Source organism: Streptomyces fuscichromogenes (assembly GCF_014645815.1).
Taxonomy (GTDB): domain Bacteria; phylum Actinomycetota; class Actinomycetes; order Streptomycetales; family Streptomycetaceae; genus Streptomyces; species Streptomyces fuscichromogenes.
Map to the genome: position 1 here is coordinate 682,395 of NZ_BMML01000001.1, position 15,421 is coordinate 697,815.

14 protein-coding genes are annotated in these 15,421 nt (G+C 72.1%); 6 read left to right on the top strand and 8 right to left on the bottom strand.

Annotation, left to right across the window (positions count from 1 at the left end; genetic code table 11):
* Window positions 1-84: 84 nt before the first annotated feature.
* The 7 genes from IEZ11_RS03075 to IEZ11_RS03105 all read right to left on the bottom strand — a co-directional run bounded on the left by IEZ11_RS03075 (window position 85) and on the right by IEZ11_RS03105 (window position 7,372).
* The gene (locus IEZ11_RS03075; protein ID WP_189260946.1) at window positions 85-1,254 is read right to left on the bottom strand and encodes a TerD family protein; all 1,170 of its coding nucleotides are present in this window, start codon (window positions 1,252-1,254) and stop codon (window positions 85-87) included.
* Between the two features lie 52 nt (window positions 1,255-1,306).
* Entirely contained in the window at window positions 1,307-2,296 is a 990-nt protein-coding gene (locus tag IEZ11_RS03080) for a zinc-dependent alcohol dehydrogenase family protein (protein ID WP_189260947.1), read from the bottom strand.
* The gene (locus IEZ11_RS03085; RefSeq protein WP_189260948.1) at window positions 2,293-3,120 is read right to left on the bottom strand and encodes a carbohydrate ABC transporter permease; all 828 of its coding nucleotides are present in this window, start codon (window positions 3,118-3,120) and stop codon (window positions 2,293-2,295) included. The genes IEZ11_RS03080 and IEZ11_RS03085 overlap by 4 nt, the downstream gene beginning before the upstream one ends.
* Complete coding sequence (locus IEZ11_RS03090) at window positions 3,117-4,058, bottom strand: carbohydrate ABC transporter permease (RefSeq protein ID WP_189260949.1); 942 nt, start codon at window positions 4,056-4,058, stop codon at window positions 3,117-3,119. The genes IEZ11_RS03085 and IEZ11_RS03090 overlap by 4 nt, the downstream gene beginning before the upstream one ends.
* Window positions 4,055-5,425, bottom strand: a complete 1,371-nt coding sequence (locus IEZ11_RS03095; protein WP_189260950.1) for an ABC transporter substrate-binding protein — start codon at window positions 5,423-5,425, stop codon at window positions 4,055-4,057. Before IEZ11_RS03095 ends, IEZ11_RS03090 begins: the two co-directional genes overlap by 4 nt.
* Window positions 5,426-5,530: 105 nt before the next feature.
* A complete protein-coding gene (locus tag IEZ11_RS03100) occupies window positions 5,531-6,301 on the bottom strand; it encodes a DeoR/GlpR family DNA-binding transcription regulator (protein WP_189260951.1) in 771 nt (256 codons plus the stop codon).
* Window positions 6,302-6,547: 246 nt separating this feature from the next.
* Window positions 6,548-7,372, bottom strand: a complete 825-nt coding sequence (locus IEZ11_RS03105) for an NAD-dependent epimerase/dehydratase family protein (RefSeq protein ID WP_189260952.1) — start codon at window positions 7,370-7,372, stop codon at window positions 6,548-6,550.
* 224 nt (window positions 7,373-7,596) lie between these two features.
* On the opposite strand from IEZ11_RS03105, the gene IEZ11_RS03110 reads away from it, so the two are divergent.
* The gene (locus tag IEZ11_RS03110) at window positions 7,597-8,538 is read left to right on the top strand and encodes a 5-dehydro-4-deoxyglucarate dehydratase (RefSeq protein WP_189260953.1); all 942 of its coding nucleotides are present in this window, start codon (window positions 7,597-7,599) and stop codon (window positions 8,536-8,538) included.
* 68 nt (window positions 8,539-8,606) lie between these two features.
* Entirely contained in the window at window positions 8,607-9,764 is a 1,158-nt protein-coding gene (locus tag IEZ11_RS03115) for a hypothetical protein (RefSeq protein WP_189261114.1), read from the top strand.
* Here IEZ11_RS03115 and IEZ11_RS03120 read toward each other — a convergent pair.
* Window positions 9,707-10,936, bottom strand: a complete 1,230-nt coding sequence (locus IEZ11_RS03120; RefSeq protein WP_189260954.1) for an MFS transporter — start codon at window positions 10,934-10,936, stop codon at window positions 9,707-9,709. The genes IEZ11_RS03115 and IEZ11_RS03120 overlap by 58 nt on opposite strands.
* Before the next feature lie 241 nt (window positions 10,937-11,177).
* Here IEZ11_RS03120 and IEZ11_RS03125 point away from each other — a divergent pair, with 241 nt between their 5' ends.
* The 4 genes from IEZ11_RS03125 to araD all read left to right on the top strand — a co-directional run bounded on the left by IEZ11_RS03125 (window position 11,178) and on the right by araD (window position 15,407).
* Window positions 11,178-11,930 (top strand): MBL fold metallo-hydrolase, encoded by a 753-nt coding sequence (locus tag IEZ11_RS03125; protein WP_189260955.1) that lies wholly within the window; start codon window positions 11,178-11,180, stop codon window positions 11,928-11,930.
* 170 nt (window positions 11,931-12,100) lie between these two features.
* Window positions 12,101-12,757, top strand: a complete 657-nt coding sequence (locus IEZ11_RS03130) for a GntR family transcriptional regulator (RefSeq protein ID WP_189260956.1) — start codon at window positions 12,101-12,103, stop codon at window positions 12,755-12,757.
* On the top strand, window positions 12,754-13,665 hold the full coding sequence (locus tag IEZ11_RS03135; RefSeq protein WP_189260957.1) for a dihydrodipicolinate synthase family protein: 912 nt from the start codon (window positions 12,754-12,756) through the stop codon (window positions 13,663-13,665). Before IEZ11_RS03130 ends, IEZ11_RS03135 begins: the two co-directional genes overlap by 4 nt.
* Complete coding sequence (gene araD / locus IEZ11_RS03140; protein WP_189260958.1) at window positions 13,662-15,407, top strand: L-arabinonate dehydratase; 1,746 nt, start codon at window positions 13,662-13,664, stop codon at window positions 15,405-15,407. Before IEZ11_RS03135 ends, araD begins: the two co-directional genes overlap by 4 nt.
* Window positions 15,408-15,421: the final 14 nt, after the last annotated feature.

Below are 15,421 nucleotides of genomic sequence, written 5' to 3' on the forward strand. Positions count from 1 at the left end.
ACTGCGCGACCAGCCCCCACGCACCCGCAGCCGAAATCGATCGCCTGGGCCCCCTGCCGCCGCGCACCCGTCGCCGCACTCGCGTCAGAGGGCCTCCGCCCCCGGCTTCACCATGTTCCGTACCGTCCGGGCCTTCACGAACGAACCCAGCGCCGTCATGTCCCACTCCCCGGAGAACTGCCGGACGAGCTTCGCCATCATCACGCCGGTCTGCGCCTCGGCGCTGGTCAGGTCGAAGCGGACCAGCTCCTCGCCGGTCGCGGCGTCCAGGAGGCGGCAGTAGGCCTTGGCGACCTCGGTGAACTTCTGGCCGGAGAACGAGTTGACCGTGAAGACCAGGCCGGTGACCTCCTGCGGGATGCGGCCCAGGTCGACCACGATCACCTCGTCGTCACCGCCGCCCTCGCCGGTGAGGTTGTCGCCGGAGTGCTTGATCGCGCCGCCGAGGATGGACAGCTTGCCGAAGTAGCAGCTGTCGACATGGTTGCGCTGCGGACCGTACGCGATGACCGACGCGTCCAGGTCGATGTCCTTGCCGCGGAACGCCGGCTCCCAGCCCAGGCCCATCTTGACCTGGGAGAGCAGCGGGCGGCCGCCCTTGACCAGGGACACGGTCTGGTTCTTCTGGAGGCTGACCCGGCCCTTGTCGAGGTTGATCTTCCCGGTGCCGGGGGCGGGCGGCGCGGGGGCGGCCGGGGGAGCCGCGGGGGGTGCGGGCCGGGCGACCGGGGCCGCAGGCTGGGCCGCCGGCGCGGGCGTCGGTTCCTCCACCGACACGCCGAAGTCCGTCGCGATGCCGGCCAGTCCGTTCGCGTACCCCTGGCCCACCGCGCGGGCCTTCCACGCGCCGCCCCGCAGGTAGATCTCCACGACCACCAGGGCGGTCTCCGTGCCCAGCTGCGGCGGGGTGAAGGTGGCCAGCACCGAGCCGTCGTCCGCGTTGCGGATCGTCGCCGTCGGCTCGATGCCCTGGAAGGTCTGGCCCGCGGCGTCCGGGCTCGCGGTGACCACGATCTTCTCGATGCCCGGCGGCACGGCGGCGGTGTCGACGGTGATCGCGTCCGGGGACGTACCGCCGCCGGAGCGGTACGTCACACCCGGCCCGCTGGGCTGGTTGTAGAAGATGAAGTCGTCGTCCGAGCGCACCTTGCCGTCGCCCGTGAGCAGCAGGCCCGACACGTCCAGCCGCACCGGGGCGGAGACGTCCACCGCCACCCGGGTGACGGGGAGAGGGATGTTCGAGCCAGGGGTCATAGCTGTCATGCCGGGTGAACGAACGACCCCTCTTTACCGTTCCCTTAAACTTCTACGGCACCACCACGATCTTCCGCCCCACGCCCGCCGCGAACTGCTCCAGAGCCTGCGGATAGCTGTCCAGCGGGAGTCGGTCGCTGATGAAGACGTCCGGGTCCAGGACCCCGTTCGCGAACAGCTCCGCCGCCCGCTCGTAGCTGCGCAGCACCGCCATGGAGCCGGTGATGGTGATCTCCTGGTTGTAGATGCGGTACGGGTCGATCGTCACCCGTGTGGCGTAGTCGGCGACGCCGAACTGGAGGAAGGTGCCCGCCTTGGCGACCCGCTCCAGGCCGTCCTGGATCGCCGCCGCGTTGCCGGTCGCGTCGATCACCACGTCCCAGCCCAGCGGGCGGTCCAGTTCGTCGGCGCCGGCCGCGGAGCCGGAGACCCCGAGCCGGCGCGCGGTCTCCAGGCGGGCCGGGTTCAGGTCCACCACGTCCACGCTCGCCGCGCCGGTCCGCTTGGCGAGCTCCAGCATCATCAGGCCCATGGTCCCGGAGCCGTAGATCAGCACGTGCGCGCCGAGGCGGGACTGCAGGATGTCGTAGCCGCGCACCGCGCAGGACAGGGGCTCGATCAGGGCCGCGTCCTGGGTGCGGACGTGCTCGGGGAGCTTCACGCAGTTGGCGACCGGGGCCACCGCGTACTGCGCGGCCCCGCCCGGCACGGTCACGCCGATCGCGGCCCACCGCTCGCAGAGGTTGTTGTGGCCGCTGCGGCACTGCCGGCACTCGTGGCAGTACAGGGACGGGTCGACCGCGACCCGGTCGCCGATCGCCACCTCGGTCACCTGGGAGCCGACGCCGACCACCTCGCCGGCGAACTCGTGGCCCGGCACGATCGGCAGCTTGGGGGCGAACTCGCCCTGGAGGATGTGCAGGTCGGTGCCGCACAGGCCGCACGCGGCCACCTCCACGACGACCTCGCGGGGGCCCGGTGCCGGGTCGGGGACCTCGACGACGACGGCGCGGCCCACGGACTCGATGACGGCGGCCTTCATTTGACGGCTCCCAAGGACAGGCCCTGGACCAGTTTGTCCTGGGCGGCGAACCCCGCGGCGAGCACCGGCAGGGAGACGACGAGCGACGCGGCGCACACCTTCGCCAGGAACAGGCCCTGGCTCGTGATGAAACCGGTCAGGAAGACGGGGGCGGTCTCGGCGACCACGCCCGTCAGGACCCGGGCGAAGAGCAGTTCGTTCCAGCTGAAGATGAAGCAGATCAGCGCGGTCGCGGCGATGCCGGGCAGGGAGATCGGGGCGACCACGCGCGCGAGGATCGTCGGCAGCCGGGCGCCGTCAACCCGCGCGGCCTCGATGACCGCGACCGGGACCTCGGCGAGGAAGGACTGCATCATCCACACCGCGATCGGCAGGTTCATGGAGGTGTAGAGGATGACCAGGAGCCAGATGTTGTCGAGCAGCCCGGCGTTCTTCGCGAACAGGTAGACCGGCAGCAGGCCCGCCACGGCCGGCAGCATCTTCGTGGAGAGGAAGAAGAACAGGACGTCCGTCCACTTGCGCACCCGGCGGATCGACAGCGCGTAGGCCGCCGGGAAGGACAGCAGGAGGACGAGGAGCGTCGAGGCCACCGACGCCATGGTCGAGTTGATCAGCGCGGGCCATGGACTCGCCCCGCCGCCGACGCCGAAGAACTCGCGGTAGCCGTCCAGGGTGAGGGCGGCGGTGAAGGACGGCGGGTTGGTCGCCGCGTCCGACTCGGAGTGGAAGGACGTCAGCGCCATCCAGGCGATGGGCAGGAAGAACACGATCCCGGTCAGCCAGGCCAGCAGGCCGAGGCCGACGCCCTTGAACCGAACAGTCATGCGGGGGACACCTCCTCGCGGAACAGCGACGACACCACGCGCAGGGCGAAGGTCGCGATGATGATCGAGCCGATCACCACCACGACGCCCGCGGCCGAGGCGAGGCCGTTCTCGTGCGCCTGGTAGAAGCTCTGGTAGACGGTGTAGGGGAGGTTGGCGGTGCCCAGGCCGCCGGAGGTGATCGTGAAGACCGCGTCGAAGTTCTGCACGATGTAGATCGAGCCCAGCAGGCCGCCGAGTTCGAGGTACCGGCGCAGGTGCGGGAAGGTCAGGTAGCGGAAGATCTGCCAGTCGCTCGCCCCGTCCACCCGGGCCGCCTCCAGCTGCTGCTGGTCCCGGCTCTGCAGCCCGGCCAGCAGGATCAGCATCATGAACGGCGTCCACTGCCACACCAGGGCGGCCTCGACCGCGAGCAGCGGGTTGTCCGAGATCCAGTCCGGCTGCGGGCCGCCGACGTAGTGCAGCAGGCCGTTGAGCAGGCCGTACTCGGGGTTGTAGAGGACGTGCTTCCACAGCAGCGCCGCCGCCACCGGGACGATCAGGAACGGGGCGATCATCAGCGTGCGGACCACGCCGCGGCCCCGGAACCGCCGGTTGAGCAGCAGCGCCACCACCAGGCCCAGGACCAGGCTGACCAGTACCACGGTGACCGTCAGCAGGACCGTCGTCCACACCGAGTGGCGCAGGTCCGGATCGGTCAGGACCTGGCGGTAGTTGTCGACGCCGGTGAAGTGGCGGTCCTTCGGGTAGAGGGCGTTCCAGTCGAAGAACGAGATCACCACGGTCGCCACGAACGGCAGCTGGGTCACCACGATCATGAAGACCAGTGCGGGCAGCAGCGGGGCCCGGGTGGCCCAGGCCCGCAGCCGGTCGGAGGGCGGCCGGGGCGCCGGCCGCGCGGTGGCGGCGGCGACCCGGGGTGAGGCGGTGGCGGTCATGATCCCTCGTACTTCTTGCCGACGGCCTCGGCGAGCTTCTGGGCCTTCTTCAGCGCGTCGTCCACGGACTGCTGTCCGGCGACCGCGGAGCTGATCTCCTGGGAGACCTTGGTGCCCAGGTCGGTGAACTCGGGGATGTCGACGAACTGGATGCCGGGCGCGGGCCGCGGCTGCACACCCGGGTCGTTCGGCCTGGCACTGGCGATGGCGTCCCGGGTGACGTCCGCGAAGGCGGCCGCCTCCGTGCGGTACTGCGGGATGTCGTACGTGGAGGTGCGCTTGCCGGCCGGCACGTTGGCCCAGCCCGCCTTCTCGCCGACGAGCTTCTCGTAGTCCTTGCTGGACGCCCAGGAGATGAACTTCCAGGCGTCGTCGGGGTTCTTGGACGCCTTCTGGATGCCCCACGCCCAGGTGTAGAGCCAGCCGGAGCTGCTGGTCTTCTCGACCGGCGCCGGGACGTAGCCCATCTTGCCCTTGACCGGGGAGCCGGCGGCCTCCAGCGAACCCGCGCCGGAGGTGGCGTCGTACCACATCGCGGTCTTGCCCTGGGTCGTGTCGTTCAGGCACTCGGCGAAGCCGGACTGGGCGGCGCCGGCCTCGCCGTGCCTGCGGACCAGGTCGACGTAGAACTGCGTGGCCTTCTTGAACTCGGGGGCGTCCAGCCGGGCCTTCCAGTCCTTGTCGAACCAGGTGCCGCCGAAGGTGTTGACGACCGTGGTCAGCGGAGCCAGCATCTCGCCCCAGCCGGGCAGCCCGCGCAGACAGATGCCCTTCATGCCGGGTTCCGCGCCGTCCACCTCGGCGGCCAGGTCGGCGACCTGCTGCCAGGTGGGGTGGGCCGGCATGGTCAGCCCCTTCTTCTGGAAGACGTCCTTGCGGTACATCAGGAACGACGACTCGCCGTAGAAGGGCTCGCCGTAGAGCTTGCCGTCGGCCGCGGTGAGCGCCTCCCGCATCGGCTTGAGGATGTCCTGCTGGTCGAAGGCGGTGTCCTTCTTCACGTACGAGTCCATCGGCTCCAGCCAGTTGTTCTTGGCGTAGATCGGGATCTCGTAGTTCGAGAGGGTGGCGACGTCGTACTGGCCGGCCTGGTTGGCGAAGTCCTGGCTGATCTTGTCGCGGACGTCGTTCTCGGGCAGCACGGTGAAGTTCACCTTGATCCCGGTGTCCTTGGTGAAGTTGGATGCGGTGAGCTTCTGCAGCTCCACCATCTGCGGGTTGTTCACCATCAGGACGTTGACGGAGTGGGCGGAGGAACCGCCGCCCGCGCCGGCGCCCGAGCAGCCGGCGAGCAGCGAGGTGGTCAGCGTTCCTGCGGCGGCCACCGCGAACAGTGCGCGGGGCGTTCGTCGGCTCTGGGTTCGCATGGGGTGCTCCTGGAGAAACCGATGGGGAGATCTGGGGAACTTATGCGGATATAACGGGTCCACGCGGGCGTGGTGCGCCGCGGCTCGGTGACTGTCCTCGGTGGGTCAGACGCGGATGACCTGGGGGCCCTGGAGCGAGTAGCGGTGGGCCTCGGAGGCGGGCAGCAGGGTGCTGGTGACGATGGTCTCCAGCTCGCCGATCTCCGCGAACCGGCAGAAGCTGACCGCCCCGAACTTGGTGTGCACACCGGCGAACACGGTGCGGCGCGCGGCCCGGATCGCCTGCGCCTTCACCTCGCTGACCGCCGGGTCGGGCGTGGTCAGGCCGTGTTCGCGGGTGATGCCGTTGGCGCCGATGTAGGCGAGGTCGACGACGAAGCCGGCGAGCATCTTCGTCGTCCAGTGGTCGACGGTGGCCAGGGTGCCGGATCGGACCCGGCCGCCGAGCAGCAGGACGGAGACGTTCTCGGCCTCCGCGAGCGCGCCCGCCACCGGCAGGGACGCGGTGACCACGGTCAGCGGCCGGTCCCCGGGCAGCGCCTCGGCGATGAGCTGGGGGGTGAAGCCCTCGTCGACGAAGACGGTCTCGGCGTCCCCCAGCAGCTCGGCGGCGGCGGACGCGATCCGGCGCTTCTCGGGGACATGGCTGGTCGAGCGGAACGCGAGCGTGGTCTCGAAACCGGCGCTCTCCACCGGGTAGGCGCCGCCATGGGTGCGCCGCACCAGCCCGTGGTCCTCCAGGGCGCGCAGATCGCGCCGGATGGTCTCCTTGGCCACGCCGAGTTCGGCGGCGAGCGCGGTGACGTCCACGGAACCGGTGGTCCGGGCGGCCCGCACGATCTCGCGCTGGCGCTCTTCCGCCGTTCTGGCCGTCATGCCGTCACCCGCTTCCCTGTGGAGCTGCCCGTTCGGGCCATGGGGGAAGTTGTACCTCCGGCGCACGGCGCCGACCAGGCCTGTTGCCGACCCGATGCTGCCCGTATGCGCCCGGTTGTGCTCGGGTGTGCCCGTCTCGGACCTGGGGCGCTGCTGTGGGGCAGGTGAGAACGGGCATGATCCGTGCCCGAACGCCGGGGCGGGCGGGCCCGTTCGGTGCCCGCCCGCCGTCGTGAGCGCTCGTTCTCAGTACGGCCAGACGGGCGGGTCGTCGACGAAGCGGCCGCCGAGGTGGCTCTGGGCCGGCTTCTCCGGGTCCAGTTCGCCGTGCTCGGCGATCAGCTTCGCGGCGAACTGCTCGGAGTCGTCCCGCGGCGCGTAGCCGAGCGCCCGCGCGGTGGACAGGTCCCACCACAGCCGGGTGTTGGCGGAGGAGCCGTAGACGACCGTGTGGCCGACCTCCTCGGCGGTCAGGGCCGCGTGGAAGAGGCGGGCGCCGTCGGCGGGGCTCATCCACACCGAGAGCATCCGCACGTCGGTCGGCTCCGCGAAGCAGGAGCCGATGCGGACGGAGACCGTCTCCAGGCCGTGCTTGTCCCAGTACAGCTGGGCGAGGTCCTCGCCGAACGACTTGGACAGGCCGTAGAAGGTGTCCGGGCGGTGCGGAGTGTCGACGGGGATCAGGACTCTTGAATCAGGGGGTGTGTCCGCGCGGGGCGCCGGGGTGAAGCCGACGGCGTGGTTGGAGGAGGCGAACACGATCCGCGGCACCCCTGCCTCGCGGGCGGCCTCGTACAGGTTGTAGGTGCCCTCGATGTTCGAGCGGAGGATCTTCTCGAAGGGCGCCTCCAGGGAGATCCCCGCGAGGTGCAGGACCGCGTCCACACCCCGCACGGCCTCGCGCAGCGCGTCCTTGTCACCGAGGTCGGCGGTGATCGCGTCCGGTTCGCCCTCGACCGGGCGTACGTCGAACAGGCGCAGTTCGTAGCCGTACTCAGGGAGCAGGGACCGCATCAGGGTGCCGAGTCCGCCGGCGGCACCGGTGAGCAGTAGCGTGCGGGGCGTGGGCATGCACGGTCTCCTTGGATCGGTGCCGGTCGCGTCCGTGTATGGCATTCACATTCATGGACACGCTAGGGAGCTGTGCCGTGCCCAGTCAAGTGTGCCGTGGGGTGCGGGAATCCGCTCGACAGTTGGTCGTTTGTCGCCTTGACCGGCCCGGACGCGGCCTCGTAACGTGGTCACGTTCATGAATATAGACACCGATCAGAGACATGCATCGCCAGGGAGCGCCCGTGACGCCAGCCCCTCTCGCCGCCCGGCTCCGTGACCCGCGCGGGCCGCTCTTCTTCCCCGTCACCGCCTACGGCCCCGACGGCTCCCTCGACCTCGACGTCTACCGCGAGCACGTCCGCCGGGGCGTCGAGGCCGGCGCCGCCGCCGTCTTCGCCTGCTGCGGCACGGGGGAGTTCCACGCGCTGCTGCCGGAGGAGTTCGAGGCCTGTGTGGGCGCGGCCGTGGCGGCGGCCGACGGGCGGGTACCGGTGGTGGCCGGCGCCGGCTACGGCACCGCGCTCGCCGTGCGCTACGCGCGTCTCGCCGAGGCCGCCGGCGCCGACGGCCTGCTCGCGATGCCGCCCTACCTGGTGGTCGCCGGCCAGGAGGGCCTGCTGCGGCACTACCGGGAGGTGGCGGCGGCCACCGGCCTCCCCGTGATCGTCTACCAGCGGGACAACGCCGTGTTCACCCCGCCCGCGGTCGTCGCACTCGCCCGCACCGAGGGCGTCATCGGCTTCAAGGACGGCCTCGGCGACCTGGACCTCATGCAGCGCATCGTCAGCGCCGTGCGCACCGAGGTCCCCGGCGACTTCCTCTACTTCAACGGCCTGCCCACCGCCGAACAGACCCAGCTCGCCTACCGGGCCATCGGCATCGACCTCTACTCCTCCGCCGTCTTCTGCTTCGTCCCCGAGATCGCCCTCGCCTTCCACGCCGCCCTGCGCGACGGGGACCGGGCGACGGCGGAGCGCCTGCTGGACGGCTTCTACCGGCCGTTCGTCGAACTCCGGGCCCAGGGCCGGGGATACGCCGTCTCGCTCGTCAAGGCGGGGGTACGGCTGCGCGGCCTGGACGTCGGCGAGGTCCGTCCCCCGCTGCACGAACCCACCGAGGACCATGTGAAGCAGCTGGCCCAGCTGATCGAACGCGGGTACGCGCTGCTGGAGGGGGACGCGTGAGCGGGGCCGGAGCAGGCCGGTCACACGCGTCCGGAGCGGACCGGTCGCACGCGTCCGGAGCAGGCCCGCTGAAGGCGTCGGCGTTCGTCTACCCCTGGGACGTGACCGGCGACCCGGAGGCCGCGGACCGCATCGCCGCGCTCGGTGTGCGGCAGGCGACCCTGGCCGCCGCCTACCACTCCACCCGGGCGCTGACCCCCCGCCATCCCCGCCACCGCGTCGTCACCGCCGAACACGCCGCCGTCTACTACCCGTTGGACGACCGCTGGACGGGCCGGGAGCTGCGCCCCTGCCCGGCCGGCGACTGGGCCCCGGGCGACGCCTACGGCGAGGCCGCCGAAGCCCTGCGCGGCGCCGGTCTCGACGTCCACACCTGGGTGATCCTCGCCCACAACTCCCGCCTGGGCGCCGAACATCCGGACACCTCCGTCGTCAACGCCTACGGCGACCGCTACCCCTGGGCACCCTGCATCGCCCAGCCCGCCACGCGCGCGTACCTGACCGACCTGGCCGCCGAGGCCGCCGTACGCCCCGGCGCGGCCGGCACCGAACTGGAGTCCCTCGGCTGGTACGGCCTCCAGCACCTGCACGCCCACGACAAGACCGGCGGGGTGCGTCTCGGGGACGCGGGGCAGTACCTGATGGCGCTCTGCTTCTGCCCCGCCTGCCGGGCCGGGTACGGCACCGAGGGCCTGGACGCCGACGAACTGGCCGCCGCCGTACGGGAGGCCCTGGAGCCGCTCTGGCGGGGCACGGGCGACGACGCCGGCTGGCCGACGGTGGAGAGGCTGCTCGGCGAGCCGGTGGCGGCGGCCACCCGCGCGTGGCGCGACGGACAGGCCCGCACGCTCCAGGAGGCGGCCGTGGCCGCCGTACGCGCCGCGGCCCCCGCCGGCTTCCAGGTCCTCCTGCACGCGGACCCCGTGGCCTACCACTGCGGAGCCAACGCGGGGGTGGACCCGGCGTGGATCCTGTCCGTCGCGGACGGTGTCGTGGTGCCGTGCGCGGGCGGTACCGGCCTGCTGACGCCCTTCGCCGAGCACGCGCGGGACGACACCGTCCTGGCCGCCAACTTCACGGTGGTCTCCGGGATGGGCGGCAGCCCCGCGACCCTCGCGGCCGACGCGGCCCGGGCCCGCGAGCTCGGCGCCACCGAACTGCGGCTGTATCACGCCGGGTTGGCGTCCGACGGCGATCTGGCGGCGGTGCGCGAGGCGTTGCGCTGAGCCAGTGACGCGGCGGTGGCGAGCAGCCCGCCGCCGAAGACCAGCAACAGCAGCCGGTGGTCGACGAGTTCGACGAGGGCGGCGCCGACGGCCAGCCCGAGCACGTTCGGCGTGAACATCAGCGTGTCGGCCGTCGCGGTCGCCCGCCCCAGCGCGGCGGCCGGGACCTCGCGCGGTACGGCGGTGTAGGCGGCGATCAGCACGCAGGGCAGGCCGAGGCCGCCCGCGAGGCTGCACGCGAGCAGGGTCACGTCACTGTCCAGCGCCCGCCCGGCGACCGCCACCCCCGTCAGCGCGATCCCGTACGCCGCGAACCGCCGCTCACCGAGCCGCCGCAGCGCGGGCCCCGAGACCAGCCCGACGACGACCGAGCCGACGCCCTGGACGGCGTACATCACCCCCGTGTAGGCCGGGGAGTGGCCGACGGCGTCCACGACGGCGTAGTTCAGGCTGCTGCCGAGCGAGGCGAGGCACATGGTGGCGCCGCCGGCGCGGACCAGCGGCCGCAGGACCGGGTTCGACCAGAGCAGCCGGGCCCCTTCGGCGATCTCCCGCCGCCGGTTCGCGCGGCGTGGTCCGGGCCGTTCCTCCCGCACCCGGAGCGGTACCCACAGCCCGGCCGCCAGCACGAAGGTGCAGGCGTCCAGCAGCGCCACGCCCGGTCCGCCGTACGCCGTGTACAGCGCGGCGCCGGTCAGCGGGGCGACCAGCTTCATGCCCTCGCGGGCGGTCGTCCGCAGGCCGTTGAAGTCGCCGAGGAGGGCGGGATCGACGGCGGTCGCCACGAGGGCGGAGCCGGCCGCCTCCTCGACGACGCCCGCCGCGCCGTAGAGGAGGAGGACGGCGAACAGCAGGGGGACGGAGGCGGCCGAGCGGACCGTCCAGAGGGGCAGCAGGAGCAGGGCGAGGGCGAGGTTCGTGCGGATCGCCAGGGGCTTGCGACGGACGCGGTCGGCGACGGTGCCGAGGACGGGGCCGAGGAGGGTGGGGGCCCACAGGGCGGCGGTGCACAGGGCGGCGAGGCCGTCGGAGCCGGTGAGGTCCCTGACCCAGACGCCGGACACCAGCCAGAGCGCCGAGGTGCCGAAGCCGGACACCACGACGCCGGTGAGATAGAGCGCCGCGTTGCGGTCGCGGAGCAGCCGGGCCACGGCCCAGGAACTGGTCGTCATGCCTGGTCATCGTGGGTCTAAGGCAGGGGTGAGGGGATCGGGCAGGTGCCTTAGAACGGCGACGGCACGGCGACGGCACGGCGACGGCTCGGCACTCGCACGTAGTGCTTCCTCGGCAGGATGCCGGGACGCCGGAGGGCGCGCGGCCGCCGGACCGGACGGTGGACCGGTCCAGCGGGGCAGGCCGTAAATGGGCTCAAACCATGAGCGGGCGGGGACCCTGATCCGTACGCTCCTCGCCATGCCCTTGAGCCTCACCGTCCTCGGTACCGCCGCTCCCCACCCCCGGCCCGGCCGCCCGTGCTCCGGCTACCTGGTGCGCGGCGGTGGCGCCGAGGTGTGGGTGGACGCGGGCACGGGGACCTTCGCCGAGTTGCAGCGGCACACGGATCCGGCGCGGCTCACGGCGATCTGGATCTCGCACCTGCACGCGGACCACAGCGCGGACCTGCTGGCCGCCGCGTACGCCTACGCCTTCGGCGGACTGGCGCCGGCCGCACCGATCCCGCTCTACGCGCCGCAGGAGTGCGCACAGCGGCTGGCGGGCTTCTTCGGCCGGCCCGATCTGACCTTCCTGAACGGGGTGTTCGACTTCCGTCCGCTGTACGACGGCCACGCCGTCCAGCACTGGAACCTGCGGCTCGCCACCCGGGCGGTGGTCCATGACACGGAGGCCTACGGGCTGCGCGCCGAGTGCCAGGGGAGCGTGCTCGCGTACTCCGGGGACAGCGGGCCGTGTGCCGCCCTGACCGAGCTGGCCGTCCGCGCGGACGTCTTCCTGTGTGAGGCCGACCTCGACCGGCATCGCGATGGCGAACGGTTCCATCTGACCCCCGAGGACGCCGGGCGGATCGCCCGCGACGCCGGCGTGCGGGAGCTTCTCATCACCCACGTGGGGCCGACCCTGACCCGGGAGACGGCGGCGGCCCGGGCGGCGGCGGTGTCGGGCCGGCCGACCGACGTGGCACGGGAGGGTGAAGCAAGGGGTTTCTGAGGCGCCGCACCGCCTTTGTCAGAAGCATTGACGAAACGCGGCCGCCCTCCTAGCTTCATCCGCGTCGTACTTCGTACGTCATATATGAGACGCGATACGCGAGATCAGATACGTCAGATCAGATACGTCAGATCAGGTCCCGTACCTGGTTCGTGACCCGAGAGGCGCGCATGACCTCTGTGCCCATGCCGATTCCGTCCCGTACGCAGTTCGTGCTGGACGCGATCAAACACCGCATCCTCACCGGGCGGCTGACGCCCGGTCAGGCCCTGGTGGAGACCGAGCTCGCCGCGCAGTTCGGGGTGTCCAAGACGCCCGTGCGGGAGGCGCTCAAGACCCTCGCGGGGACCGGCCTGGTCGTGATGAGCCAGTACAAGGGCGTCACGGTGCGCATGGTGGACGCGGACATGGCACGCGAGGTCTACGACGTACGGCTGCTCCTCGAACCCGAGGCGCTCCGGCGGGCGGTGCGCCGCAACGCCTCCCTCGACGCCGCCCGCGACGCCCTCACCCGCGCCGACAACGCGACCGACACCGCCGAACGCTCCCTCGCCAACCGCGACTTCCACCGCGCCCTCTACCTCCCGTGCGGCAACCCGCTGCTCGGCCGGATGCTCGACGAGGTCCGCGACCAGGCCGCCCTCGTCTCCGCCGTCGCCTGGGCCGCCTCCCCCTCCTGGGAGCAGGAGGCCGGGGAGCACCGCGAGATCCTGCGGCTGGCGCTCGCGGGCGACGCCGACGGCGCCGCCCGAACCCTGCACGCGCACATCGCGTCCTTCGTCGACCGGGCGTTCCCCCGGGCGGCCGACCAGGAAGGCCAGGAATGAGCAGCGTGGCGTTCGAGACCCAACGGGCGGCCCTGGCCGACGTGGTGGCCATCCCGGTGACCCCCTTCGCCGCGGACGGCGACGTCGACCGGTCCGCCCACCGGGCCCTGCTGCGCCGGCTCCTGGACGGCGGCGTCCGCACCCTCACGCCCAACGGCAACACCGGTGAGTTCTACGCCCTCACCCCCGAGGAGCGGCGGTTCGTCACCGAGTCGACCCTCGACGAGGCGGGGGCGCGGGCCACGATCCTCGTCGGCGTCGGGCACGACGTCCCCACCGCGGTCGCCTCCGCCCGGCACGCCCGCGAGCACGGCGCGCACATGGTGATGGTCCATCAGCCCGTCCACCCGTACGTCTCGCAGACCGGCTGGGTCGACTACCACCGGGCCATCGCCGCGTCCGTCCCCGAACTCGGCGTCGTCCCGTACCTCCGCAACGCCCAGCTCCCCGGCGCCCGCCTCGCCGAGCTCGCCGACGCCTGCCCCAACGTGATCGGCGTCAAGTACGCCGTCCCGGACGCCGCCAAGTTCGCCGCCTTCGCCCGGGACGCGGGGCTGGACCGCTTCGTCTGGGTCGCCGGGCTCGCCGAGCCCTACGCGCCCTCCTACTTCTCGGCCGGCGCCACCGGCTTCACCTCCGGCCTCGTGAACGTCGCCCCGGCCGTTTCGCTGCAGATGATCGAAGCGCTTCGATCGGGTGACTACCCGGCCGCCATGAAGGTCTGGGAGCAGATCCGCCGCTTCGAGGAACTCCGGGCGGCAGGCGGCTCCGCCGACAACGTCAGCGTCGTCAAGGAGGCCCTGGCCTCCCTCGGCCTGTGCCGCCGCGACGTCCGCCCGCCCAGCAGGCAGCTGCCCGAGGAAGAGCGCGCCGAGGTCGCCGCCATCGCCTCCGGATGGTCCGTATGAGCCTCAGCGAGAACACCCCGCGCAAGCGGCCCGAGGAACTCCGCAGCCACCAGTGGTACGGCACCGAGGGCCTGCGCTCCTTCAGCCACCGCGCCCGCACCCGCCAGCTCGGCTACCTCCCCGAGGAGCACCTCGGCAAGCCGGTCATCGCGGTCCTCAACACCTGGTCGGACATCAATCCCTGTCATGTGCACCTCCGTGAGCGGGCGCAGGCGGTCAAGCGGGGCGTCTGGCAGGCGGGCGGGTTCCCGCTGGAGTTCCCGGTCTCCACCCTCTCGGAGACCTTCCAGAAGCCGACCCCGATGCTCTACCGCAACCTCCTCGCCATGGAGACCGAGGAACTGCTGCGGTCCTACCCGGTCGACGGGGCCGTGCTGATGGGCGGCTGCGACAAGTCCACCCCGGCCCTGCTCATGGGCGCCGCCTCCGTCGACCTGCCCGCCGTCTTCGTGCCCGCGGGCCCCATGCTCCCCGGGCACTGGCGGGGCGAGGTCCTCGGCTCCGGCACCGACATGTGGAAGTACTGGGACGACAAGCGTGCCGGCCTGATCGGCGACTGCGAGATGCAGGAGCTGGAGAGCGGGCTGGCCCGTTCGCCCGGTCACTGCATGACCATGGGTACCGCCTCCACCCTGACCGCCGCCGCCGAGGCGCTCGGTGTGACCGTCCCCGGCGCGTCCAGCATCCCGGCCGTGGACTCCGGGCACGACCGGATGGCGGCCCGCGCCGGGATGCGGATCGTCGAACTCGTCCACCGGGACCGGCGGCTCTCGCAGTTCCTCACCCCCGAGGCCTTCGAGGACGCCGTCACCACCGTCCTCGGGCTCGGCGGCTCCACCAACGCCGTCATCCACCTCATCGCCATGGCCGGACGCGCGGGGGTGCGGCTCACCCTCGACGACTTCGACCGCATCGCCCGCACCGTGCCCGTCCTCGCCAACGTCCGGCCCGGCGGCCAGAAGTACCTGATGGAGGACTTCCACTTCGCGGGCGGCCTGCCCGGCTTCCTCTCCCGCATCCCCGACCTGCTCCACCTGGACCGGCCCACGGTGTCCCACGACACCTACCGTGAACAGCTCGCCGGCGCCCGGGTGCACGACGACGACGTCATCCGGCCCCGCGACAACCCGGTGGCCGCCGAGGGCGGGGTCGCCGTGCTGCGCGGCAACCTCTGCCCGGACGGCGCGGTCATCAAGCACATCGCCGCCGAGCCGCGCCTGCTCAGGCACACCGGTCCCGCCGTCGTCTTCGACGACTACCGCACCATGCAGCGCACCATCGACGATCCCGCCCTCGGGATCACCGCCGAGACCGTGCTCGTGCTGCGCAACGCCGGGCCCAAGGGCGGTCCCGGCATGCCCGAGTACGGCATGCTGCCCATCCCCGAACACCTGCTCAAGCAGGGGGTGCGGGACATGGTGCGGATCTCCGACGCCCGGATGAGCGGCACCAGCTACGGCGCCTGCGTGCTGCACATCGCGCCCGAGTCGTACGTCGGCGGACCGCTCGCCCTGGTCCGCACCGGGGACTCCGTCACCCTCGACGTCGAGGCACGCGTCCTCCGGCTCGACGTGGACGAGGGGGAGCTGGCGAAGCGCCGGGCCGCGTGGACACCGCCGCCGGCGCGGTACGGGCGGGGTTACGGCGCGCTCTACGACCAGCAGATCACCCAGGCCGACACCGGCTGCGACTTCGAGTTCCTGGCCCGGCCGGGAGAAGTCCCGGACCCGTACGCGGGCTGACCGCCCCCCCCTCC

Bases quoted from the DNA above. Each gene is read 5' to 3' on its own strand.
- IEZ11_RS03135 (WP_189260957.1), top strand. From the start codon at position 12,754: ATGAGCAGCGTGGCGTTCGAGACCCAACGGGCGGCCCTGGCCGACGTG.
- IEZ11_RS03105 (WP_189260952.1), bottom strand. From the start codon at position 7,372: ATGCCCACGCCCCGCACGCTACTGCTCACCGGTGCCGCCGGCGGACTC.
- IEZ11_RS03075 (WP_189260946.1), bottom strand. From the start codon at position 1,254: ATGACCCCTGGCTCGAACATCCCTCTCCCCGTCACCCGGGTGGCGGTG.
- IEZ11_RS03085 (WP_189260948.1), bottom strand. From the start codon at position 3,120: ATGACTGTTCGGTTCAAGGGCGTCGGCCTCGGCCTGCTGGCCTGGCTG.
- IEZ11_RS03120 (WP_189260954.1), bottom strand. From the start codon at position 10,936: ATGACGACCAGTTCCTGGGCCGTGGCCCGGCTGCTCCGCGACCGCAAC.
- IEZ11_RS03090 (WP_189260949.1), bottom strand. From the start codon at position 4,058: ATGACCGCCACCGCCTCACCCCGGGTCGCCGCCGCCACCGCGCGGCCG.
- IEZ11_RS03080 (WP_189260947.1), bottom strand. From the start codon at position 2,296: ATGAAGGCCGCCGTCATCGAGTCCGTGGGCCGCGCCGTCGTCGTCGAG.
- IEZ11_RS03095 (WP_189260950.1), bottom strand. From the start codon at position 5,425: ATGCGAACCCAGAGCCGACGAACGCCCCGCGCACTGTTCGCGGTGGCC.
- araD (WP_189260958.1), top strand. From the start codon at position 13,662: ATGAGCCTCAGCGAGAACACCCCGCGCAAGCGGCCCGAGGAACTCCGC.
- IEZ11_RS03130 (WP_189260956.1), top strand. From the start codon at position 12,101: ATGACCTCTGTGCCCATGCCGATTCCGTCCCGTACGCAGTTCGTGCTG.
- IEZ11_RS03125 (WP_189260955.1), top strand. From the start codon at position 11,178: ATGCCCTTGAGCCTCACCGTCCTCGGTACCGCCGCTCCCCACCCCCGG.
- IEZ11_RS03100 (WP_189260951.1), bottom strand. From the start codon at position 6,301: ATGACGGCCAGAACGGCGGAAGAGCGCCAGCGCGAGATCGTGCGGGCC.